Source organism: Streptomyces sp. NBC_01264, from assembly GCF_026340675.1.
Lineage (GTDB): Bacteria > Actinomycetota > Actinomycetes > Streptomycetales > Streptomycetaceae > Streptomyces.
In genome coordinates this window covers 6,077,687-6,098,457 of the sequence record NZ_JAPEOX010000001.1, presented here as the reverse complement: position 1 = coordinate 6,098,457, position 20,771 = coordinate 6,077,687, and the positions used below count along the sequence as shown (strand labels likewise).

At 71.7% G+C, this 20,771-nt stretch carries 22 protein-coding genes; 14 read left to right on the top strand and 8 right to left on the bottom strand.

Annotation, left to right across the window (positions count from 1 at the left end):
• Positions 1-100 precede the first annotated feature (100 nt).
• The 3 genes from OG435_RS28650 to OG435_RS28640 form a co-directional block, all read right to left on the bottom strand.
• Positions 101-595 carry a lamin tail domain-containing protein gene (locus OG435_RS28650; protein ID WP_266880819.1) on the bottom strand — a complete coding sequence of 165 codons (495 nt, stop codon included), beginning with the start codon at positions 593-595 and terminating at the stop codon, positions 101-103.
• A gap of 183 nt (positions 596-778) precedes the next feature.
• Positions 779-1,192, bottom strand: a complete 414-nt coding sequence (locus tag OG435_RS28645; RefSeq protein ID WP_266880818.1) for a RidA family protein — start codon at positions 1,190-1,192, stop codon at positions 779-781.
• Positions 1,189-1,962: an IclR family transcriptional regulator gene (locus tag OG435_RS28640; protein ID WP_266880817.1), complete on the bottom strand. Its 774-nt coding sequence runs from the start codon at positions 1,960-1,962 to the stop codon at positions 1,189-1,191. The genes OG435_RS28645 and OG435_RS28640 overlap by 4 nt, the downstream gene beginning before the upstream one ends.
• 162 nt (positions 1,963-2,124) lie before the next feature.
• Between OG435_RS28640 and OG435_RS28635 the strand changes: the two genes are divergently transcribed.
• From OG435_RS28635 to OG435_RS28615, 5 genes are all read left to right on the top strand, one after another.
• Positions 2,125-3,402 carry an amino acid deaminase gene (locus tag OG435_RS28635; protein WP_266880816.1) on the top strand — a complete coding sequence of 426 codons (1,278 nt, stop codon included), beginning with the start codon at positions 2,125-2,127 and terminating at the stop codon, positions 3,400-3,402.
• A gap of 4 nt (positions 3,403-3,406) precedes the next feature.
• Positions 3,407-4,999: an N-acyl-D-amino-acid deacylase family protein gene (locus OG435_RS28630; RefSeq protein WP_266880815.1), complete on the top strand. Its 1,593-nt coding sequence runs from the start codon at positions 3,407-3,409 to the stop codon at positions 4,997-4,999.
• A 125-nt stretch (positions 5,000-5,124) separates the two neighbouring features.
• A complete protein-coding gene (locus OG435_RS28625; protein WP_266880814.1) occupies positions 5,125-6,135 on the top strand; it encodes a YdcF family protein in 1,011 nt (336 codons plus the stop codon).
• Positions 6,136-6,203: 68 nt separating this feature from the next.
• The gene (locus OG435_RS28620) at positions 6,204-6,389 is read left to right on the top strand and encodes a hypothetical protein (protein WP_266880813.1); all 186 of its coding nucleotides are present in this window, start codon (positions 6,204-6,206) and stop codon (positions 6,387-6,389) included.
• 124 nt (positions 6,390-6,513) lie between these two features.
• Positions 6,514-6,996 carry a nitroreductase/quinone reductase family protein gene (locus OG435_RS28615; protein ID WP_266880812.1) on the top strand — a complete coding sequence of 161 codons (483 nt, stop codon included), beginning with the start codon at positions 6,514-6,516 and terminating at the stop codon, positions 6,994-6,996.
• A 19-nt stretch (positions 6,997-7,015) separates the two neighbouring features.
• Here the strand turns inward: OG435_RS28615 and OG435_RS28610 are convergent, their stop codons facing one another.
• On the bottom strand, positions 7,016-7,693 hold the full coding sequence (locus OG435_RS28610) for a TetR/AcrR family transcriptional regulator C-terminal domain-containing protein (protein ID WP_266880811.1): 678 nt from the start codon (positions 7,691-7,693) through the stop codon (positions 7,016-7,018).
• 124 nt (positions 7,694-7,817) lie between these two features.
• Between OG435_RS28610 and OG435_RS28605 the strand changes: the two genes are divergently transcribed.
• The gene (locus OG435_RS28605) at positions 7,818-8,489 is read left to right on the top strand and encodes a DUF4386 domain-containing protein (protein ID WP_266880810.1); all 672 of its coding nucleotides are present in this window, start codon (positions 7,818-7,820) and stop codon (positions 8,487-8,489) included.
• A 218-nt stretch (positions 8,490-8,707) separates the two neighbouring features.
• On the opposite strand, the gene OG435_RS28600 is transcribed toward OG435_RS28605, so the two are convergent.
• Positions 8,708-9,184 carry a macro domain-containing protein gene (locus OG435_RS28600; RefSeq protein ID WP_266880809.1) on the bottom strand — a complete coding sequence of 159 codons (477 nt, stop codon included), beginning with the start codon at positions 9,182-9,184 and terminating at the stop codon, positions 8,708-8,710.
• A 301-nt stretch (positions 9,185-9,485) separates the two neighbouring features.
• Between OG435_RS28600 and OG435_RS28595 the strand changes: the two genes are divergently transcribed.
• From OG435_RS28595 to OG435_RS28585, 3 genes are all read left to right on the top strand, one after another.
• Positions 9,486-10,697, top strand: a complete 1,212-nt coding sequence (locus OG435_RS28595; RefSeq protein ID WP_266882155.1) for a PTS transporter subunit EIIC — start codon at positions 9,486-9,488, stop codon at positions 10,695-10,697.
• A 35-nt stretch (positions 10,698-10,732) separates the two neighbouring features.
• Entirely contained in the window at positions 10,733-10,960 is a 228-nt protein-coding gene (locus tag OG435_RS50380) for a DeoR family transcriptional regulator (RefSeq protein WP_353962784.1), read from the top strand.
• Between the two features lie 821 nt (positions 10,961-11,781).
• Complete coding sequence (locus tag OG435_RS28585) at positions 11,782-12,993, top strand: pyridoxal phosphate-dependent aminotransferase (protein ID WP_266880808.1); 1,212 nt, start codon at positions 11,782-11,784, stop codon at positions 12,991-12,993.
• Between the two features lie 12 nt (positions 12,994-13,005).
• Here the strand turns inward: OG435_RS28585 and OG435_RS28580 are convergent, their stop codons facing one another.
• Entirely contained in the window at positions 13,006-13,650 is a 645-nt protein-coding gene (locus OG435_RS28580) for a biliverdin-producing heme oxygenase (protein ID WP_266880807.1), read from the bottom strand.
• The gene (locus OG435_RS28575; RefSeq protein ID WP_266880806.1) at positions 13,647-14,774 is read right to left on the bottom strand and encodes a polyprenyl synthetase family protein; all 1,128 of its coding nucleotides are present in this window, start codon (positions 14,772-14,774) and stop codon (positions 13,647-13,649) included. The genes OG435_RS28580 and OG435_RS28575 overlap by 4 nt, the downstream gene beginning before the upstream one ends.
• A gap of 227 nt (positions 14,775-15,001) precedes the next feature.
• Between OG435_RS28575 and OG435_RS28570 the strand changes: the two genes are divergently transcribed.
• A complete protein-coding gene (locus OG435_RS28570) occupies positions 15,002-15,400 on the top strand; it encodes a hypothetical protein (protein ID WP_266880805.1) in 399 nt (132 codons plus the stop codon).
• A gap of 230 nt (positions 15,401-15,630) precedes the next feature.
• On the opposite strand, the gene OG435_RS28565 is transcribed toward OG435_RS28570, so the two are convergent.
• On the bottom strand, positions 15,631-16,077 hold the full coding sequence (locus OG435_RS28565; RefSeq protein ID WP_266880804.1) for a hypothetical protein: 447 nt from the start codon (positions 16,075-16,077) through the stop codon (positions 15,631-15,633).
• A 143-nt stretch (positions 16,078-16,220) separates the two neighbouring features.
• Between OG435_RS28565 and OG435_RS28560 the strand changes: the two genes are divergently transcribed.
• The 4 genes from OG435_RS28560 to OG435_RS28545 are packed head-to-tail and all read left to right on the top strand — an operon-like array spanning position 16,221 to position 20,718.
• Positions 16,221-17,300: a substrate-binding domain-containing protein gene (locus tag OG435_RS28560; RefSeq protein WP_266880803.1), complete on the top strand. Its 1,080-nt coding sequence runs from the start codon at positions 16,221-16,223 to the stop codon at positions 17,298-17,300.
• A gap of 16 nt (positions 17,301-17,316) precedes the next feature.
• Positions 17,317-18,501 carry a toxic anion resistance protein gene (locus OG435_RS28555; protein WP_266880802.1) on the top strand — a complete coding sequence of 395 codons (1,185 nt, stop codon included), beginning with the start codon at positions 17,317-17,319 and terminating at the stop codon, positions 18,499-18,501.
• A complete protein-coding gene (locus OG435_RS28550) occupies positions 18,498-20,126 on the top strand; it encodes a substrate-binding and vWA domain-containing protein (protein ID WP_430625701.1) in 1,629 nt (542 codons plus the stop codon). Before OG435_RS28555 ends, OG435_RS28550 begins: the two co-directional genes overlap by 4 nt.
• Positions 20,113-20,718: a hypothetical protein gene (locus OG435_RS28545; protein ID WP_266880801.1), complete on the top strand. Its 606-nt coding sequence runs from the start codon at positions 20,113-20,115 to the stop codon at positions 20,716-20,718. The genes OG435_RS28550 and OG435_RS28545 overlap by 14 nt, the downstream gene beginning before the upstream one ends.
• The last annotated feature ends 53 nt before the right edge of the window (positions 20,719-20,771 follow it).

Genomic DNA, 20,771 nt, shown 5'->3' with positions numbered 1-20,771 from the left:
CCATCCCTGCCTAGCGGCGTCCCGGCCCCCGCCGGCGCCCCGAAGTCATCGGTGAGCGTACCCAATGCCCGGTCGCCGGAGAGAGCCGGTCGGCGGCCCGTCAGCCGTGGAAGGTGATGTACCCGTTGCCGTCGCGGTCGGACCCGCTCTTGGTGTAGGCGTGGGAGTCCGCGGTCGCGCCGGACGGGGTCTTCAGGTAGACCGTGTCGCGGTCGTTGTTCCAGATGAAGTTGCAACTGCCGCGGTAGGCCACGTTGGAGGCGTCGGACTCGGCGCCCTTGCCGCCGCGGAGCTTCACGAAGTCACCGGGCTCCAGGTAGTGGTTGGCGGTGAAGGTGTAGCTGTTGCCGGTGGCGTCCCTGACGACGTAGCCCTTGAGGTTGACCTTCGCCGTGGTGGAGTAGTTCTTGATCGTCAGGTACTCGTCACGGGTGTTGCCCGTGGAGCAGCTGTTGGAGTCCGCGCCGGGGGCGTCGTACTGGACTCCGCGGATCTTCAGGGCCGAGCCGGACTCGGCGGCCTGGGCCGGGGTGGCGGCGAGGAAGGCCAGGGTGCCGGTGGCGACGGCCGCGGCTATGACGGAGCGCTTGCGCAAGAGAGTTCCCCCCACATGGTGTGTACAAAGCGCGCTCAAGATACACAGGATGTGGGGGGGTTCGCTCCGTTATGCACATAATGTGAGACGTATGCCCCCGGCCGCCAACTCCGGTGCGGCGCAAGGCGGTCGGCGTCGGCCTCGGCCTCGGCCTCGGCCTCGGCTTCGGCCTCGGCTTCGGCCTCAGGCGTCGAGCACCGCGAGCGCGTCGATCTCGATCAGCAGGCCGCCGGGGAGGCCCACGTACACCGTGGTGCGGGCCGAGGGGGCCGCCTTCAGGTTCTGCTCCTCGAAGTAGGCGTTGTAGATCTCGTTCATCTCTCCGAAGTGCGTGGTGTCGGTGAGGTAGACGCGCAGCATCATCACGTCGTCCCACGTGGCGCCGCCCGCTTCCAGTACGGAGCGGACGTTCTCCAGCGTCTGGAGGGTCTGCTCGCGCAGGGTGGGGCCGGCCGGCGTGGGCTCCTGCCCGTCCACGTGCGGGAGGAAGCCGACCTGGCCGGCGACCTGGAGGATGTTGCCCTTGCGGACGCCGTGCGAGAACCTCGCGGGCGGGTCGGTGTGGGTGCTGGGGGTGATCGCGATCTTGTCGGTCATGGCCTGTCTTCTTCCTGTTCCTGCACGGGGCCCGAGCCTGAGTACTCGCGGCCGATGGCGTCGGCGGTCTGCCGTACGAGCGGGAGGAGTTCGAGCAGCCCCACGACGGAGAGGACCACGCCGGGGGCGGAGACGGACATCGCGGCGACCACACGGCCGTCGGGTCCGCGGACGGGGGCGGCCAGACAGTTCAGGGACTCCTCGTGGCCGCCGATGTCGGTGGCCCACCCCTGGGCGCGTACGAGGTCCAGCTCGCGCAGGTACGCGGCGGCGTCGGGGGTGGAGCGGGAGGTGTAGGCCGGGTACTCGATGCGCGCGGCCAGGGCGCGGCGCTCGGCCTCCGGCAGGTCGGCGATCAGGAGCTTCGCGACGGCGGCGACGGTGAGGGGGACCGGCCGGCCGATGCGCGAGTACATCCGCACCGCATAGCGGCTGTCGACCTTGTCCACGTAGACGACCTCGTCGTCCTGGTGGAGGGCGAGGTGCACGGTGTGGCCGGTGGTCCGGTTCAGTTCCAGCAGGTGCGGATGGGCGATCTCGCGGACGTCGAGGTTCTCGATGGACTCGGAGGCCAGCGCGAAGAGGGAGGCACCGAGCCGGTAGCGCCCGTCGCCCTGCCGGTAGACGAAGCCGTGTTCCTGGAGGGTCCTCAGCAGCCGCAGGGCCGTGCTCTTGTGCACGTCGAGCACTTCGGCGACCTCGCCGAGCCCGGCCGGGCCCTTGGCCAGGGCAGGCAGGATCCGGAGCGCCCGTTCCACCGACTGGCTCACTCAGCGCGCCTCCGCACTCTCCGTACAGACCCGGGACCGCCCCGGACCCGTTGACCCGTCGTCACCCGGGATGTTAGACAGCATGCAGCGACACACGCAACGACTGTTGCACTGTACGCAACAACCGCAAGGCGAACCGCAATGCCCGGGAGGCCCACACACATGCCCAGCGATCCCGTCCAGGCCCTCGCCCAGGAACCGGTGGACCACCGGTTCAAGGGACTCCCCCCGGACGCCGGGCAGGCGGGCCTCACCGTCGGCGAACTGACGGCCGAGCGGCGGGGTCTGTACACCGGCGGGTTCACCACGCCCGTGCTCACCCTCGACGCGGAGGCGCTGAGCCACAACCTCGCCGCCCTCGGCGCCTACGCCGAGCGCCACGGCCTGGCCTTCGCCCCGCACGGCAAGACCTGCATGGCCCCGCAGCTGTTCCGGCGCCAGCTGGAGCACGGCGCCTGGGGCATCACCGCCGCCGTCCCCCACCAGGCACGCGTCTACCGGGCGTTCGGCATCCAGCGGATCTTCCTCGCCAACGAGCTCGTCGACGCCGCCGCCCTGCGCTGGGTGGCCGCCGAGCTCTCCGCGGACCCCGGTTTCCGCTTCGTCTGCTACGTGGACTCCGTGCGCGGGGTCCAGCTCATGGACCTGGCCCTGCGGGGCCAGTCGCAGCGGGTCGACGTGGTCGTCGAGCTCGGCGCCGGGGAGGGCGCCCGCACGGGGGCCCGTACCGACGAGGACTGCCGGGCCGTCGCCGACGCGGTGGCGGGCACGGACACGCTGCGCCTGGTCGGCATCGCCGGGTACGAGGCGGAGGTGCCCGGGGCCGACCCGGACTCCGTCCACGCCTACCTGCGCCGACTCATCGGCCTGGCCGCCGAGTTCGACAAGGCCGGGCGGTTCGAGGGGGTGGAGGAGATCGTGGTCAGCGCGGGCGGCTCCGCCTGGTTCGACGCCGTCGCCGACGTGTTCGCCGAGCTGCCGGAGCTCTCGCGGCCGGTCCTGAAGCTGCTGCGCTCGGGGGCGTACGTCTCCCACGACCACGGCTGGTACACCCGCCTCACCCCCTTCAACCGGGTCCCCGAGGAGGGCGGCCTGCGCCCCGCCTTCCGGCTCTGGACTCAGGTGGTCTCCCGGCCCTCCCCCACCCAGGCGTTCGTCAACGCCGGCAAGCGGGACATCGCCTACGACCTGGGGCTGCCCGAGGTGGAGCTGGTCCGCGACCCCCTGACCGGCGCCGAGCGTCCGGGCACCGGGATCCGCGTCCTCAAGCTCTCCGACCAGCACGCCTGGCTGGAAACCGACTCCGCCGAGGACGTGCAGGTCGGCGACTGGGTGGCGCTGGGGATGTCCCACCCGTGCACGATCTTCGAGAAGTGGCCGCTGATCCCGGTGGTGGAGGCCGACGGCACGGTCACCGAGTACGTCCGGACCTTCTTCTAAGCCCATGGACCTGGTCATCCGCGGGGCCCGGATCGTCGACGGCACGGGCGGGCCCTCCCGCATCGCCGACGTCGGGATCCGCGAGGGCCGCATAGCCGAGGTGGGCGGCCGGATCGCGGGCGGCGGGCGGCACACGCTCGACGCCCGCGGGCTCGCCCTGGCCCCCGGCTTCATCGACATGCACGCCCACAGCGACCTGGCCCTGCTGCGCGATCCGGACCACGGCGCGAAGGCCGCCCAGGGCGTGACCCTCGAAGTCCTCGGCCAGGACGGCCTGTCCTACGCCCCCGCCGACGAGCGCACGCTGACCGAGGTGCGGGCCGCCATCGCCGGCTGGAACGGCACCGGCGAGGACATCGACTTCGACTTCGACTGGCGCACGGTCGGCGGATACTTGGACCGGCTGGACCGGGCCCACGGCGGGCGGGGCATCGCCGTCAACGCCGCCTACCTGGTCCCCCAGGGCACCGTCCGCGCGCAGGTCGTCGGCTGGGGCGACCGCCCCGCCGCCCCCGCGGAGCTCGACCGGATGCGGACCCTGGTCACCGAGGGGCTCGAACAGGGCGCCGTGGGGATGTCCTCCGGGCTCACCTACACCCCGGGCATGTACGCGTCCGGCGCCGAACTGACCGAGCTGTGCCGGGTGGTGGCCCGGTACGGCGGCTACTACTGCCCGCACCACCGCTCGTACGGCCGCGGCGCCCTGGCCGCCTACGCCGAGATGGTCGAGCTGACCCGCGAGGCCGGCTGCGCCCTGCACCTGGCGCACGCCACGATGAACTTCGGGGAGAACCAGGGCCGGGCGGGCGAGCTGCTCGCCCTGCTCGACGGGGCGCTGGCCGGCGGAGCCGACATCACCCTCGACAGCTACCCGTACACCCCCGGCTGCACCACCCTGGTCGCCCTGCTGCCCAGTTGGGCGAACGAGGGCGGACCCGAGGCGGTGCTGGCCCGGCTCGCCGACGACGCCGAGGCCGAGCGGATCCGGTACGCGCTGGAGGTGGAGGGCGCCGACGGCTGCCACGGGGTCCCGGTCGACTGGTCGACGATCGAGATCGCCGGCACCACGGATCCGGCCTACGGGGCGTACGTCGGCACCCGCGTCCCCGACTGGGACACGGCCCGGGCGCTGCTGCTGGGCGACCGGCTCGGACCGAGCATCCTCCAGCACGTCGGGCACGAGGAGAACGTACGGGCGATCATGCGCCACCCCGTCCACACGGGCGGCTCGGACGGCATCCTGCAGGGCGCGAAACCGCACCCGCGGGCCTACGGCACCTTCCCGCACTACCTCGGGCACTACGTGCGCGAGCTGGGCGTCCTGTCCCTGGAGGAGTGCGTCGCCCACCTCTCCGGCCGCCCCGCCGCCCGGCTGCGGCTGCCGGACCGGGGGCTGGTGCGCGTCGGGCACCGGGCCGACCTCGTCCTCTTCGATCCGCTGACGGTCGCGGCCGGATCGACGTACGAGCACCCGCGCACGCTGCCCACCGGGATCCCGTACGTCCTGATCGACGGGCGTTTCGTCGTACGGGACGGGCGCAGGACGGACGTCCTGGCCGGGCGGGCCGTGCGTCGCACACCGCACGGCGGCCGCTAGCATCCGTCCGCCGGTCGGCCGTACTCCGGTACTCCGGTACTCCGGTACTCCGGTACTCCGGTACTCCGGTACTCCGGTACTCCGGTACTCCGGTACTCCGGTACTCCGCACTTACGATGATCGGCATGTACGCCTTCGTACCTGCCGTCCTCTTCCTCACCCTCTTCGCCGTGAGCGTCCGGGAGGACCGCCGGCGCTTCCGCAACGCGGTCTATCTGGGGCTCACCTTCATATTCACCTCGGTCGGGCTGCTCACCCTGGTCCCCGACCTGCCCCTCGGCCTCGCCGGGATCATCGTCGCGCTGGTCTTCCTGATCCCCTCGCTCGGCACGGTCGCCCTCGGCATCTTCCTCATCGCCAACGGCGTGACGATGGTCCGCAAGGAGGGCCGCCGCCCGGCCAATCTGCTCGCCTTCACGGCGGGGGTGGGGATCTTCGCCCTGATCGCGTTCGTCCTGACCGCGGGCACCCGGCGCTCCCAGATGTGGGACGCGGTCACGGGGGGCGTGGTCTTCCTCGCCGGATACGTCTCCTTCCTCTTCCTCTGCTTCCTCGCCTACGCCTTCCTCTACGGCCGGATCAAGGTGCGCGGGGACGTCGACTACGTGGTGATGCTCGGCTCCGGCCTCATCGGCGGCGACCGGGTCCCGCCGCTGCTGGCCTCGCGGCTGCGCAAGGGCCGGGAGATCCACGACGCGCAGATCGCCCGGGGCGGGCGGGTGCCGCTGCTGCTGACCTCGGGCGGCAAGGGCGGCGACGAGAAGCTCGCGGAGGCGCGGGCGATGGCCGACTGGCTGATCGCCGAGGGCGTGCCGGAGGAACACGTACGGCTGGAGGACCGCTCCCGCACGACGGAGGAGAACCTCCTGTTCAGCCGGACGGTCATGGAGTCGGCCGACCCCGGCTACCGCTGCGTGGTGGTCACCAACAACTTCCACGCCTTCCGCGCCGCGATGATGGCCCGCAAGGCCGGGGTGAACGGCCAGGTGCTGGGCTCGCCGACGGCGAAGTACTTCTGGCCGAGCGCCACGATCCGGGAGTTCGTGGCGGTGTTCTGGGAGCACCGGATCGTGAACCTGGGCATCTGCGGGGCGGTCGTCGCGCTGACGGTGGTGCTGGCGGTCAACAGCGCCTGAGGCGCCGAGGTGCGTTCATGGGGGCAGGGCCGGAGGATGGGGCCAGGGGGACACAGCAGGAGGTAGCCATGGACAGTGAATCGGACCAGCAGCCCCAGCGTCCCGCCCACCTCTGGACGGGGTCGGAGCACCCGTTCGACCCTGAGGACCTCGTCATGGCACGCGGCCAGGACCCGACGCCGGAACGGGTCGAGAAGGCACGCAAGCTGATCGAGAAGGAGGGCGCGAGGGCGCTCGAACGCTACCTCCCCTAGGCGGGCGCGGAGCGGGGCGGACCGGGGTTCCGGTCCGCCCCGAGGTGCGTGCGGGCCGGTGCGCATCCAGAATCGGTGCATGCTCGTTAGGCGCCCAGGGGGCCGATTCCTAAGGACGACAACGATGCGCACGACGCGGACGACCGGCACGACCTCCTGCTCCGGTGAACCGGTCGACTGGGACCACCCCGCCGACCCGCCGGCCGGACAGGTCTCCACGCATGTGCGCGCGTACGTGGACAGCTCCGGCGCCGACGGACATCTCTGGCACGGGGTCCCGACGCTCCTCCTGACCACCCTCGACCGGCTCTCCGGCCGGCCCGTCCGCACGCCGCTGATCTACGTGCGGGACGACGGCCGCCACATCGTCCTGGCCATCGCGGCCGACGGCACGCCCGGCGTCCCCTCCTGGTACCGCAACCTCACCGCCCACCCCGAGGTCCGCCTCCAGGTCGGCGCCCTGACCGCGCAGGCCCGTGCGCGGACGGCGACCCCGGCGGAGCGGGAGACGTACTGGGAGGCCCTGACCGCCCTCTGGCCCGCCTACGACGACCACCAGACGGCGGTCGCCCCCCGCGAGATCCCCCTGGTGATCATCGAGCACTGACGGGGGCCGCCGCGGCCGCCTACGCGGAGGTCCAGCCCCGGCTGCGGAGGGCTTCGAAGCCGTCCAGGAGCAGGTCCAGGGCGAATTCGAACTCGAACTGGTCGTCGCAGCCGCCGCCACCGACCGTGGAGCCGTCGTCGTGGGCGGCCGTCGCGGCCAGTTCCGCGATGTGCGGGAAGCGCGCCGCCAGTGCGGGGTCCGGTGGGCCGGAGGCGGCCGAGGTGTCGAACAGCTCCTGGCTGAAGCCGAGCAGGCGGCTGCCCATCGCGTGCATGACGTGGTGCGTCAGGTCGGCGGAGAGGCCGCCCGCCCGGAAGAGCCCGGCCATGGAGTCCAGGTACGCCAGCACCGCCGGGGTGGGGCCGGTGCGCGACTCGATGACCCGGGCCGCCCAGGGGTGGCGGAGCAGGACCCGGCGGGCCGAGAGGATCCGCCCGCGGACCACGTGCTGCCAGTCGGGGCCCGCGGCCGGCGGGTCGATCTCGCCGACGACGGCGTCGGCCATGCCGTCGAGCAGCTCCTCCTTGTTGGCCACGTGCTTGTAGAGCGCCATCGGTACGACGTCCAGCTCCTGCGCGAGCCGGCGCATGCTGAGCGCGTCGATGCCGGTGGCGTCGGCGAGCGCGACGGCGGCGCGCAGGACGCGGTCCCTGTTCAGGGGGATCCGCTGCGTGTGCGTGGCTTCCTGCCGGGTCATATCCGGTCCGGTCCCTTCCCGCCTCGACGGTCTACACCCTGACCTTGACGAGTGTACGCAGTACACCTATGGTCGCTGCGAGGTGTACGGCGTACACCTCTGTCGAGCGAGGGGTGCCGAGAAGATGAGTCCCGACCGGAGAACCGCGGTGGCCGCCGGGCTGCTGTTCCTGCTGACCGAGGTCGCGGCGATGGCCGGGGCGGCGCTGTACCGGCCCCTGCTGGGCGCGGCGGAGGGCCGGCTCGCGCCGGGCGCCGACACGCAGGCCCTGCTCGGGGCGCTCTGCGAGGTGGTGCTGGTGGTGGCGGTGGCCGGCACCGGGGCGGCGCTGTTCCCCGTCCTGCGGCGCCACGGCGAGGGGCTCGCGCTCGGGTACGCCTTCGGGCGGCTGCTGGAGGCGGCCGTCATCGCCCTCGGGATCGCCGCCGTCCTGGCGCTCGTCACGCTGCGGCGGGACGCGGGGGCGCCGGACGGCGCCGATGCCGCGCTGGTGGCGCTGCACGACTGGACGTTCCTGCTCGGGCCGAACATCGCCCTCGGATTGAACACCGTCCTGCTCGCGTACGTGGCTTACCGCGCCCGGCTCGTGCCCCGCTTCATCGCCGTGCTCGGCCTGGTCGGCGGCCCGCTGATCTGCGCGTCGGCCGTAGCCGTGACGTTCGGCGCCTACGAGCAGCTCTCCCCGGCGGGGGCGGCCGCCGCCCTCCCGGTCTTCGCCTGGGAACTGGCCCTGGCCGGCTGGCTGCTCGCCAGGGGCTTCGGCGCGACGGCCGTCCCGGCAGCCGCCCTGCGCTGACGGCCCCGCCACGGGTGGTGGACCCTGCGGGGCGAAGTCCCCTACCCACCCTTCCACCGTTCCCCGGGCGCTGCCCGGACCCCGGTCCTCAAACGCCAGACGGGCTGAAAACAGGGCTACCGGGCTGCGCCCGGACCCCCTGGGGCTCCGCCCCAGACCCCGCGCCTCACACGCCGGCGAGGCTGGAATTGCCCTGCGGGCCATCCAGCCCGGACCCTTCAGTCGAAGTCGTACACCGTGACGGGTATCCCCTTCGCGCACAGCCCGTCCCGGACCAGCGGCTCGATGCGCGACCACTTGCCGCCCGCGAGGCCGCAGCCGATGCGCGGCATGTGGACGGAGGCCCCCAGTTCGGCGGCGTGCGCCGCCAGGTGCACGAGGCAGCGCTCGACCGCCTCGTAGCGGATCGGCGGGCCGCCGCTGCCGGTGCGCATGCCGCGCTGGCCGACCATGTTCGCGACCCAGATGTCCGGGCGGGCCTGGACGAGCTGCACCGCGCCGAGCGCGAAGTCGTTCCCGCTGCGGCCCCGGTGCCAGGCCCGGTACGCGGCCTCCGGCTCGCTCCAGCGCTTCGAGAGCGCGAGGACGAAGCCCTTCCCCCAGCCCCCGAGGTCGTTGCAGATGTGCGCGATGATCTTCGGTCCGCGGGCCTGCGGACTGCTCGCGTCCCCACGGATGATCGTCAATTGATGCATGCCCCCTCCCCTCCCCGGAAGGTACCCGGACCCTGAGACATCGCCGGAGGGCACCCGCTCCGGAGGACCTCGGACCCCAGCCTTCGGGTCGTAGGTCCACAGTCCGTCCGACCTTGGGTTTATGCCGTTTTAACCGTGTTACAACTGGAACATCGCGCTGCAAATAGCGCATTTCCCTTAGCTGTTGCCCAGCCCACACAAGCGCTGCCCGCCTTGGCAACACCCCCCGTTTCCGCTGGAGGAAGCAACCGTGAGTACAGCCGAGCAGACGGCGCCGTCTGCCAAGAAGAACTCGGCCGCGATGGCGGTCATGCAGCGCCTCGGCCGCAGCCTCATGCTGCCGATCGCCGTGCTGCCGGCCGCCGCACTGCTGATGCGCTTCGGCCAGCCGGACATGCTGGGCAGCGACTCGCTGCCGGGCTGGTGCAACCAGATAGCCAAGTACATGGCCGCCGGCGGCGACGCCATCTTCGGCAACCTGGCGCTGCTCTTCGCGGTGGGCATCGCGATCGGCTTCGCGAAGAAGGCCGACGGCTCCACCGGCCTCGCGGCCGTCGCGGGCTACCTGGTCTTCTCCAAGGTGCTGGGGACCTTCACCGACGGCGCCGTGCCGCAGGTCGAGTCGATCGTCGACCACAAGGTCGTCCTGGTCGACGCGCCCGTCAACGCCGGCGTCCTCGGCGGTGTAGTGATGGGCATCATCGTCGCGCTGCTCTACCAGAAGTTCTACCGGACCAAGCTGCCGGACTGGGCGGGCTTCTTCGGCGGCCGCCGCCTCGTCCCGATCCTTTCCTCCTTCGCGGGCCTGGTGACCGGCATCGTCTTCGGCCTCATCTGGCCGGTGCTCGGCAAGGGCATCCACGGTTTCGGCGAGTGGCTGGTCAACTCCGGCGCCGTCGGCGCGGGCATCTTCGGTGTCGCCAACCGCGCGCTGATCCCGGTCGGCATGCACCACCTGCTGAACTCCTTCCCGTGGTACCAGGCCGGGGAGTACAACGGCGCGCACGGCGACATCGCCCGCTTCCTCGCCGGTGACCCGAGCGCCGGGCAGTTCATGACCGGCTTCTTCCCGATCATGATGTTCGCCCTCCCGGCCGCCTGCCTCGCCATCACCCACTGCGCACGCCCCGAGCGCCGCAAGGTCGTCGGCGGCATGATGTTCTCCCTCGCGCTCACCGCCTTCGTCACGGGCATCACCGAGCCGATCGAGTTCACCTTCATGTTCATCGCCCCGGTGCTGTACGCGATCCACGCGGTCCTGACCGGTGTGTCCATGGCGCTGACCTGGTCGCTCGGCATGAAGGACGGCTTCGGCTTCTCGGCCGGCGCGATCGACTTCTTCCTCAACCTCGGCATCGCGTCCAACCCGTGGGGCCTGGCCGGCATCGGCCTCTGCTTCGCGGCGCTCTACTACTTCATCTTCCGCTTCGCGATCACCAAGTGGAACCTCCCGACCCCCGGTCGCGAGTCCGACGAGGAGCTCGCCGAGATCCTGAAGGCCGAGGCGAAGTAATCGTGCCCTCGGCGCAGCGCACCCCCGGACGGGGAATGCCTTGCGGGGAGCGGCGCGAGCTGATCGCGGGCGAGGTACGGGCCAAGGGCCGCGTACGGGTCGGTGATCTCGTACGGAACCTGGGCGTCAGCCGGATGACCATCCACCGGGACCTCCAGCACCTGGACGCCCAGGGCCGGGTACGACGGATCCGCTCCGGGGCGACCACCATGACCCCGGCGGACCCCACCGACCCGGCGACACCGGCGGCCGACACCGCCTGAGTCCCACCCCGAAAGCAGGGGCGGGGCACCACTGACCGACCAGTGGTGCCCCGCCCCTTTCGCGTTCTCCCGTTCCCGCCGGGCCGCCCCGCTGGCGCGCGCCGCCGCCAGCAGCCCGCGCCAGCGGGGGCGTTCCGCGATCAGGCAGGCCACCGCCAGGGCCGTCACCGAGGCCGCCGCCCACGCGGGCCAGGCGGACCAGGACGCCGCGACGGCCACGACAAGCTGCAGCAGCACCAGCGCGACGGTCACCCCGCCCGGTACCGCGACGATCACCTGGGCCTTGTCCCCCGGGGTCGAGAACACCGTGGGCAGCCCGATCAGCAGCACCACGCTCGCCACCGCGGCCGTCACCGACCAGCCGGCCAGGGCCCACGGCGCCGCCACCCAGGCGCACAGCTCCGTCGCGAAGCGCAGCACCGAGGCGAGATCCGCCCCCGGGCCGCCGCCCCGGCTGCCATGTCCGCCGCGCCCGCCGTCACCCTTGGCGCCCCTGGCGCCCTCCGCACCCCCGCCACCGCCGTGGCTTCTCGTACCGGCCATATCGACCATCTCCCGCGGCCCCCGCTCTCCTTGATCACCGTCGCGCGCCGCGCACACCCTAGGACGAGCCGGGGTGACGAGCGCAACACCGGTCCGGCCCCCTCCGCCCGGCCCACCCATTCCGCAGGCCGCAGCGGTGCGCCGGCCGCGATTTCCAAGGACTCTCGGCGCCCACACCCAGGCATTGCGCGAAAGGGGACATATCGGTCCGCGGCCCGGTCCACCGCTCCCGGTCAAATAGCGGAGCGCACCCGCACCCGGACCCGTAAGCTCCCGTCATGCAGGTGATCCAGTCAACGAAACTCGCCAATGTCTGCTACGAGATCCGCGGACCCGTCCTCGAAGAGGCGATGCGGCTCGAAGCAGCAGGTCATCGCATCCTCAAGCTCAACACCGGCAACCCCGCGGCCTTCGGCTTCGAGTGCCCGCCGGAGATCCTTGAGGACATGCTCCGCAACCTGGGCAACGCCCACGGCTACGGCGACGCGAAGGGCCTGCTCTCGGCGCGCCGCGCGGTCATGCAGCACTACCAGACCAAGGGCATCGAGCTGGACGTCGAGGACGTCTACATCGGCAACGGGGTCTCCGAGCTGATCCAGATGTCCATGCAGGCGCTGCTCGACGACGGCGACGAGGTGCTCGTCCCGGCGCCGGACTACCCGTTGTGGACCGCCTCCGTCAGCCTGGCCGGCGGTACCGCCGTGCACTACCGCTGCGACGAGCAGTCCGACTGGATGCCGGACCTCGCCGACATCGAGCGCAAGGTCACCGACCGCACCCGCGCGATCGTGATCATCAACCCGAACAACCCGACCGGCGCCGTCTACGACGACGAGATGCTGCGCGGGCTCACCGACATCGCCCGCCGGCACAACCTGATCGTGTGCTCGGACGAGATCTACGACCGGATCCTCTACGACGGCGCCACGCACACGAACACCGCCGCCATCGCGCCGGACCTGCTGACGCTCACCTTCAACGGCCTCTCCAAGAACTACCGCGTCGCCGGCTACCGGTCCGGCTGGATGGCGGTGTGCGGGCCCAAGAAGCACGCCTCGTCGTACATCGAGGGCCTGACGATCCTGGCCAACATGCGGCTCTGCGCCAACATGCCCTCCCAGCACGCCATCGCCACCGCGCTCGGCGGCCGGCAGTCGATCAACGACCTGGTGCTGCCCGGCGGTCGGATCCTGGAGCAGCGCGACACGGCGTACGACCTGCTGACGCAGATCCCCGGTATCACCTGCGTGAAGCCCAAGGGCGCGCTGTACCTGTTCCCGAAGCTGGACCCGTCCGTCTACAAGATCAAGGACGACCGGCAGATGGTCCTCGACCTGCTCCGCGAGGAAAAGATCATGGTCGTGCACGGTACGGGCTTCAACTGGCCCGAGCCCGACCACTTCCGGATCGTGACCCTGCCGAACGCGAAGGACCTCGCCGACGCGGTCACCCGGATCGGCAACTTCCTCGACGGGTACAGCCAGCCGTAGGGCCGCGCCCTCCTACGCGACCGCGGCGCCGAGTCCGGTCGACAGGGCCACGGAGATCGCGGCGATGTGGTGGTAGGCCCGGCCGGCGGCGGCGATCACGCCGTCCTGCTCGCCGGGCCCGGGCAGCGCCGCGTTCAGGCGCGCCGTGAAGCGGGCCCAGCGTTCGCGGTCGCCGCTGGCGTAGTACGCCACGCCGTCCGTATCGCACAGCCCGTACGCCTCGGCCACGCAGCGGCGCAGGATCATGCCGCCCATCGTGGAGCCCTCCAGTACGTAGAGGAACCCGAGCAGGGCCCGGGGATCCGAGGCCGCGGCGGCGCGGATCTCCCGTACGAAGGCGTCCGCCGGGCCGGCCGCGACGGACGCCGGGAACACCCCGTCCTCGGCGAAGTGCATCAGGTCGCGGTCTATGAGGGGCAGTTTGACCAGGTCCGCCGACCACACCGAGGTGACGCACGGGCCCGTGGCGCGGGAGAGTTCGGCCTCGAGTGCCTCCAGGACCTTGCGGTAGGCGGCGAGCTGGTCGACGTATCGGTCCAGCGGGAGCGTCCCGGCGAGCATGGCGGTGGAGAAGGGCGTCCCCTCCAGCTCCGCGTGCCGGCCGCGGATGCCGGTCCGGATGCGCTCGACCACCGTGGAGCGGTCCGTGGCGCTCATGCGTCCTCACCCTTCTGGAGCGTCGTGTGCAGCCGGTCGACGAGGTGGCCCTTGCGTTCGATCGTCACCTCGAAGTACCGCGCACTCCGCTCGCCGCGGCACACCCCGCGCACCGCCTCCATCGCCGAGCGCTTCAGCTCCACCGCCTGCGCCGCGAGGCGCAGCAGCGTCGCCCGCAGCTCCGGATGGCCGAGCACGAACTCCTTGAGCCCTGCCCCCACGAGCTCCCCCGACGCGCGTCGGCCGGCGGGCGCGGAGTCGAGCAGTTCGAGGAAGACGCGGTTGCTCAACTGGCCGTAGTCCTCGTGGGTGCCCCGGCCGCCGAACCCGGGCACGAAGTCGGTCAGGTCGTTGAACAGCTGGCTGGCCAGTCCGAGGTCGCGCATCGCCTCGTCGAGGACCCGCCGCTCGTCCTCCACGACGCCCAGGGCCGCCAGGGCCGCGTCCAGCGGCATCCGGAACAGCGTGCCCGTCTTGAGGGCGGCCATCGACTCCCAGAAGGCCACCCGCTCGCCGAGGGGCGCGGCCAGCAGCTGCGCGCGGGTGAGCGCGGTGCGCGTGGAGACGTCGACGGCCTGGCCCGTGAAGCCCCGGCCGACGGACTGCAGCAGGCTCCGTACGACGGCCGGGTCGGCCGCGTGCTCCAGCGCCGCGGCGATCAGCAGGGAGCCCGTGTTGAGGGCGAGCGGGACGCCGTGGGTGACGTGGAGGGCGGCCTCGCCGTAGCGGACGCCGCTCCCGTCCTGGATGTCGTCGAGGGCGACCGCGGCCTTCAGCAGCACGCGCACGGCCACCGCCGCGCGGCGGACGGCGGCCAGGTCCTCGGCGGCCTCGCCCGCCTCGTCGGGGAAGCCCCGGTAGTTGCGGTAGGCCCAGAACACCATCGAGGGCCGCAGCGGGGCCCGGCACGCGGGCGCTCCCGCGGCCGGCGCCAGGGCCTCCTGGCCCACCTTCGAGCCGACGGCGTCGGCGACCGGCCCGTACAGGGAACGCGCCAGCGCCGCCTCGTAGACCGATTCGGGCGCGGGCGGGGTGACCAGGGAGGCCAGGAAGGCCGCCAGGTCCTCCTCCAGGAGCGCCGCATCGCTCCGCACCACAGCCTCTACGCCCGATATGTCCGACACGCTCGACACACCTGACACGTCCACGGCCCCAGCCATCGCGCCCACCCCGAATACCCATACCGTCAACCTGCACGCACTTCCGCACATACGTGCACCGAAAGTAGAAGGTTGAACGTTACTCACGGGGACGACAAGTCGCATTCAAGCCGACGCCCGGAATCAAGATTCAGCTCAACTTTAGAACTAATCCAATGTAGGATGGTCTCCTGACCACGCAGGAGGCCCCCATGTACGAGCCGATTCGCACCAAGGCGGTCGACCCCCGCATAGGCGTCCACCGCGGCGACTACCCCCGCAGCAGCCGCGCCGAGGCCCTGGACATCCAGCTCGCCGGGCATCTCGCCGCGCTGCTCGCCGTGACCGACGAGCTCAGCCTCGACGAGGCCGCCGCCGTCGTCGCCGCCCAGGTGACCCGGTTGCGCGGGTCCGAGCCCGCCCGTGCGGCCCGCCGACCCGGCCGGGAGTCCGACGCCGGGGCCACCGCCTCGCTGCACCAGCGTGCCCACGACCTCGCCGCCCGCGCCCTGCTCGTCGCCGCCTCGCGCGCCGACACCACGGTCGCGATCCTCGCCGCCGAGCGGATGGACGCGCACGCCGCCGCGCTCGACCTCGTCGGCGCCCACTGACGGCCCCGGTCCGGGGCCGCGGAGGCTCCGGACCGGGCGCCATGCCCTGCGGGGCTTGAACGTGCACCCCCCTCGGCCGCGGCCGGAGCTTCCCGGCGGGCCTGCGGCCGCGCCTCCCCGGCCCCGTGGGCCGGGCCCTGCGGGGCTTGTCCCCTACCCGCCCTTCGCCCGTTCCCCGGGGCTCCGCCCCGGACCCCGGTCCTCAAACGCCGGACGGGCTGAGAATGCGGCTACGCGGCATCATCCAGCCTCGCCGGCGTTTGAGGCGTGGGGTCCGGGGCGAACTCCGCAGCCGCGACGCCGCACCAAGGGGTCGCAGCCGGGGGCCAGACCGGCCCGACCACCTCGGCCCGCTCCGTCGCGGCCGGGCCGACACCCGGGATCTTGACCAGGACCTGGGGGCCACGGGCTGCCGGAGGTGGCTCGCGGAACTCCACCGTGACCACGTAAGCCCCCGGCTCCGGGAAGCCGTTGACCGCCTCGACCGAGGCCACCACCCGCCGGCTCGCCGGATCGATCCGGCAACCGGTGATCCGTACGTCGGCCCGCGCCGCCCCCGCCGGCCGCGCGGCGGGAGCGCCGCCCGCCCAGACGTACAGCCCCAACGGGGCGAAGACCAGCAGTCCCGCCACGAACACCAGGGCGACCAGCCAGCCCTGCCACTTCAACGCGCTCACGCCCATGGCACGATCCTCCCGGGCGCCCGCCCCGGTCACCAGCACTCACGGGCCCACACAGCATTTCGAAGTGGGACCGCCTCGTCACCTGGCGTTCACTCAACTGCGCGCGGAATGTGGGCTTCCGCGAGCACTCTGCACCCGTGAGACGCATCCTAGGAATCGCCCTGGCGATCCTCCTGGTCGGCGGCGTGATAGCCGTCATCGCCATCGGAGGAAAGAAGCCGGAGGGCACGGCAACGAAGACCGTGCATGGCGTCATCGGTTCGGAGAAGTCCGAGTTCTTCCGCGACCCCGACGTCGTCAAGGCCCTTGCTGACAAGGGCTTCACCGTGAAGACCGAAACCTCAGGTTCCTGGGCGATGAACCAACTCGCCCTGAGGGACTTCGATTTCGCCTTCCCCAGCAGCAATGAACCGGCCGCGGAGATCGAGGAGAAGGCCGGGGTGAAGGGTGCACAGAACGCCAAGCCCTTCTTCTCCCCGCTCGTCGTCATCGCCCGGGGCAACGCGGCCAAGGTGCTGTCCGCCCACGGCCTCGCGAAGATGTCCGGCAAGAACTCCGGCACCCTCCTCCTCGACCCCTTCCTGAAGGCCGCCGCCGAGGACAAGACCTGGCAGCAGCTCCAGGGCGGGACCAGCGAGTACCCCGAGCTGGCCGGCACGGTGTTCATCAAGACCACCGACCCCACCACCTCCAACTCGGGCGCGCTCTTCCTGGCCACCACCTCGAACGTCGCCAACGGCCTGACCGTCGTCTCCGACGACGTCGGCATCAACCGGACCGCGCCGCTGATGAAGAAGCTGATCTCCGTCCAGGGCTCCATGGAACAGAGCACGGACGGCCCCTTCCGCGCCTTCATCAGCGGCAGCGGCGAACCGCTCATCCTCGCCTACGAGTCCCAGGTGGCCAGCCTGCTCCAGCAGAAGCAGGATCCGGGCGACATGGTGGTGCTCTACCCCGACACCACCGTCAACTCCCCGCACACCTTCGTACCGATCAGCGAGAAGGCCGCGGAGCTCGGCACCCTGCTGGCCACCGACCCGAAGCTGCGCTCGCTCGTGGTCCGCCACGGGTTCCGGCCGACGGAGGGGGTGGCCGAGTTCAACACCGCCACCGCGCCGCACACCGCGTACCTCAACTCGGGGCTCACCGGCCTCCGTCAGGTCGGCGCACCGACCGTCAAGGTCCTGATGGCGCTGGCCGCGCGCTCCAAGGGATAGGGGGGAACTGAACACCATGACATTGACACCACCTGAAGACAGCCCGCTCGTCCTCACCGCCCCCGAGCCCGTCGCACCCGTCAAGCGGGAGCAGGCCTCCGGCCTGGTACCGCTCCAGGACGGGGTGCGCGAGGAGATGGCCCGCCGGGCCGGGGAGTACGTCGGCTCGCTGGCCGGCATCGACAGCCTCTCCCCCGAGTTCGCGACCCGCATCGGGGAGATCACCGGGCTCGGCTCCGCCGACATCCGCGGCGCCGCCCAGCAGTCCAACCGCATGCTGGAGCGGGCCGTACGCTCCCTCGGCACGGACGGCGGCGGCGACGCCCAGGCCCGCGTCGCGGGGTCGCTGGTCGAACTGCGCCGCACGGTGGAGGACTTGGACCCGAGCGACAGCTCCACCAAGGGCGTGCGCAAGCTGCTCTCCAAGCTGCCCGGCGGCAACAAGTTCCGCGACCACCTGGCCAAGTACGCTTCCTCGCAGACCACCCTCAACCGGATCGTCGGCGCGCTGCGCGGCGGCCAGGACGAGCTGCGCCGCGACAACGCCGCCCTGCACACCGAGCGGGCCCGCCTGTGGGAGACCATGGGCAAGCTCCAGGAGTACGCGGTGCTCACCGAGGCCCTGGACGCGGCCGTCGAGCAGCGGATCGCCGGACAGAGCGACCCCCAGCAGGCCGATGCGCTGCGCGTGGACGTGCTCTTCCCCGTACGGCAGAAGCACCAGGACCTGCTGACCCAGCTGGCCGTCTGCGCCCAGGGCTACCTGGCGATGGACGTGGTCCGCCGCAACAACGAAGAGCTGATCAAGGGCGTCGACCGGGCCGCGACCACCACGGTGTCCGCGCTGCGGATCGCCGTGATGCTGGCGCAGGCCCTGAACACCCAGGGCGAGGTGATCAAGCAGATCAACACCCTGCGCGACACCACCGAGGGCCTGATCCGCGGCAACGCGGAGATGCTGTCCACGCAGAGCGGGGAGATCCAGCGGATCGCCGCCGACCCGGCCGTCGGCGCGGAGACGCTGCGGACGGCCTTCGCCCAGATCTACAAGACGCTCGACACCATCGACACCTTCAAGGTGCAGGCCACCGAGAACATGGCCGCCACCGTGGAGTCCCTCACCGGCGAACTCCAGCACGCCTCCGCGTACCTGGCGCGCACCCGCACCACCAGCGCCCTGGAAGGCGGCGACACCCGATGAACGGCATGAGCATCCACGGCGCCGTGCTGCGCAGACGGCTCGCCGCGGCGGTGGCGCTCGCCGCCGCCCTGCTCGGGGCGAGCGCGTGCACGGAGGACTCCGACCACCCGAAGCCGAAGCAGACCGCGTACCAGGAGGGCAAGCTGCGGGTCCTGGCCTCCAGCGAGCTGTCCGACATGGACGCGGTGCTGAAGGCGGCGAAGACCGCCACCGGGGTCGGCGTGGAGCTGACCATGTCGGGGACCCTCGACGCGGTCGAGCAGATCGCCTCCGGCAAGGCGGACGGCAAGTACGACGCCATCTGGCTGTCCTCCAACGACTACCTGCGGCTGCGGCCCGAGGCCGCGGGCAAGCTGTCGAGCGAGACCCCGGTGATGTCCTCACCGGTCGCCCTCGGTGTGAAGCCCGAGGCGCTGGCCCGGCTGGGCTGGAAGCCCGAGTCGGTGACCTGGTCGGCGGTCCACGAGGCCGTGGCCGCCGGGAAGCTGACGTACGGGATGACCGACCCGGTGCGTTCCAACTCCGGTTTCTCCGCCCTGATCTCGGTGGCCTCCGGGCTCTCGGGCGCACAGGCGGCGCTGACGGACGCGGACGTGGCGAAGGCCCAGCCGATGCTGAAGGGGTTCTTCACCGGGCAGAAGCTGACCTCGGGCTCCTCGGGCTGGCTGGCCGCGGCCTACACCCAGCGCGGGGACGTGGACGCGCTGGTGAACTACGAGTCGGTGCTGCTGTCCATGAACCGGGACGCGAAGACGAACCTGACGGTGATCCGGCCGGTCGACGGCGTGGTCACGGCCCACTACCCGCTGACCCTGCTGACCTCGGCCCCGGCCGGGGCCCGCGAGTCGGGGCGCGCGCTGACCGAGTACCTGAGCGGCGCCGAGGCGCAGAAGACGATCACCGAGACGACCTTCCGGCGGCCCGTGGCGGCCGGGGTGACCCCGGCGGCCGGGCTGAGCCCGGACAAGCGCCGCGAGCTCCCCTTCCCGGGCACCCGCTCGGTGGCGGACGGACTGCTCGCCAGCTACGAGAACGAGCTGCGCCGCCCCTCGCGCACGGTGTACGTACTGGACACCTCGGGCTCGATGGCGGACGAGGACCGGATCGGCCGGCTGAAGTCGGCGCTCACCGACCTGACGGGGACGGGGAGTTCGGGTACCGGAGAGCGGTTCCGGGACCGCGAGGAGGTCACGCTGCTGCCCTTCGGCGACAAGGTGAAGAAGGTCCTGACGCACACGGTCGAACCGGGCAACCCCGGACCGGCCCTGGACGCGATCCGCGCGGACGTGAAGTCGCTGCAGCCGGACGGCGGAACGGCCATCTACAGCAGTCTGCAGGCGGCGTACCAGCAGCTCGGCAAGGGCAACGCGGACGCGTTCACCTCGATCGTACTGATGACGGACGGCGAGAACACCGCGGGCGCCGGGGCCAAGCAGTTCGACGCCTTCTACGCGGGACTGCCCGAGACGCAGAAGCACACCCCGGTCTTCGCGGTGCTGTTCGGCGACTCGGACCGCAAGGAACTCGCCCACATCACCGAACTGACCGGCGGGCGGCTCTTCGACGCCACCGAGGGCAACGGTTCGCTGGACGGAGCCTTCGAGGAGATCCGTGGCTACCAGTAGGGTCCTGCGGTTCCTGGAGTCGAAGAAGAACCTGGCCGGCAGCGCCTGCGGGGTCGTCGGCGTGGGCCTGACCCTCACCGGGGTGGCCGGCACGTACTGGCCGGTGGTGGTCGCCGGGCTGTACGGGGCGGGCGCGCTCGTCGCCCCGCCGGAAGTGCCGGCGCCACCGGTACCGCCGGAGCCCGCCGAGCAACTGGGCTTCGTACGGGAGGACTTCACGCGGCTCCAGGAGTACGTCGGCGAGGTGGACCTGCCGTCGGAGCCCGCCGAGGTACTGACCGGGCTGCTGGAGCTGTACGCGGCGATGCTGGAGCCGGGCTGGGTGGCGGGGGTCCTGGCCGCCGACCCGGAGGCGGTGCACGCGCTGACCCGGGCCATCCGCACGGACGTGCCGGAGTGCGTGGACACCTACAACCGGACCCGCTGGTGGACCCGGCTCACGCCGGGCGGTGAATCGCCCGAGCGCCACCTGGAGCGGCAGCTGACGCTGCTGCGGGAGGAGGCGGAACGCATGACGGCGGACCTCCGTGAAACGGAAGCCCGCCGTCAGCAGACGCACACGACCTATTTGGAAGGCCGCAGGGAACCCTAGGTCGGGGAATCCCGCGTCAGCCCGAGGCCGGGGACAGCCGGCCACAGGGGTTC

Excerpts from the sequence above, each read along its gene's own strand:
- OG435_RS28645 (WP_266880818.1), bottom strand. The coding sequence starts at position 1,192 with ATGACCGACAAGATCGCGATCACCCCCAGCACCCACACCGACCCGCCC.
- OG435_RS28635 (WP_266880816.1), top strand. The coding sequence starts at position 2,125 with ATGCCCAGCGATCCCGTCCAGGCCCTCGCCCAGGAACCGGTGGACCAC.
- OG435_RS28630 (WP_266880815.1), top strand. The coding sequence starts at position 3,407 with ATGGACCTGGTCATCCGCGGGGCCCGGATCGTCGACGGCACGGGCGGG.
- OG435_RS28625 (WP_266880814.1), top strand. The coding sequence starts at position 5,125 with ATGTACGCCTTCGTACCTGCCGTCCTCTTCCTCACCCTCTTCGCCGTG.
- OG435_RS28620 (WP_266880813.1), top strand. The coding sequence starts at position 6,204 with ATGGACAGTGAATCGGACCAGCAGCCCCAGCGTCCCGCCCACCTCTGG.
- OG435_RS28615 (WP_266880812.1), top strand. The coding sequence starts at position 6,514 with ATGCGCACGACGCGGACGACCGGCACGACCTCCTGCTCCGGTGAACCG.
- OG435_RS28610 (WP_266880811.1), bottom strand. The coding sequence starts at position 7,693 with ATGACCCGGCAGGAAGCCACGCACACGCAGCGGATCCCCCTGAACAGG.
- OG435_RS28605 (WP_266880810.1), top strand. The coding sequence starts at position 7,818 with ATGAGTCCCGACCGGAGAACCGCGGTGGCCGCCGGGCTGCTGTTCCTG.
- OG435_RS28600 (WP_266880809.1), bottom strand. The coding sequence starts at position 9,184 with ATGCATCAATTGACGATCATCCGTGGGGACGCGAGCAGTCCGCAGGCC.
- OG435_RS28595 (WP_266882155.1), top strand. The coding sequence starts at position 9,486 with ATGGCGGTCATGCAGCGCCTCGGCCGCAGCCTCATGCTGCCGATCGCC.
- OG435_RS50380 (WP_353962784.1), top strand. The coding sequence starts at position 10,733 with ATGCCTTGCGGGGAGCGGCGCGAGCTGATCGCGGGCGAGGTACGGGCC.
- OG435_RS28585 (WP_266880808.1), top strand. The coding sequence starts at position 11,782 with ATGCAGGTGATCCAGTCAACGAAACTCGCCAATGTCTGCTACGAGATC.
- OG435_RS28580 (WP_266880807.1), bottom strand. The coding sequence starts at position 13,650 with ATGAGCGCCACGGACCGCTCCACGGTGGTCGAGCGCATCCGGACCGGC.
- OG435_RS28570 (WP_266880805.1), top strand. The coding sequence starts at position 15,002 with ATGTACGAGCCGATTCGCACCAAGGCGGTCGACCCCCGCATAGGCGTC.
- OG435_RS28555 (WP_266880802.1), top strand. The coding sequence starts at position 17,317 with ATGACATTGACACCACCTGAAGACAGCCCGCTCGTCCTCACCGCCCCC.
- OG435_RS28550 (WP_430625701.1), top strand. The coding sequence starts at position 18,498 with ATGAACGGCATGAGCATCCACGGCGCCGTGCTGCGCAGACGGCTCGCC.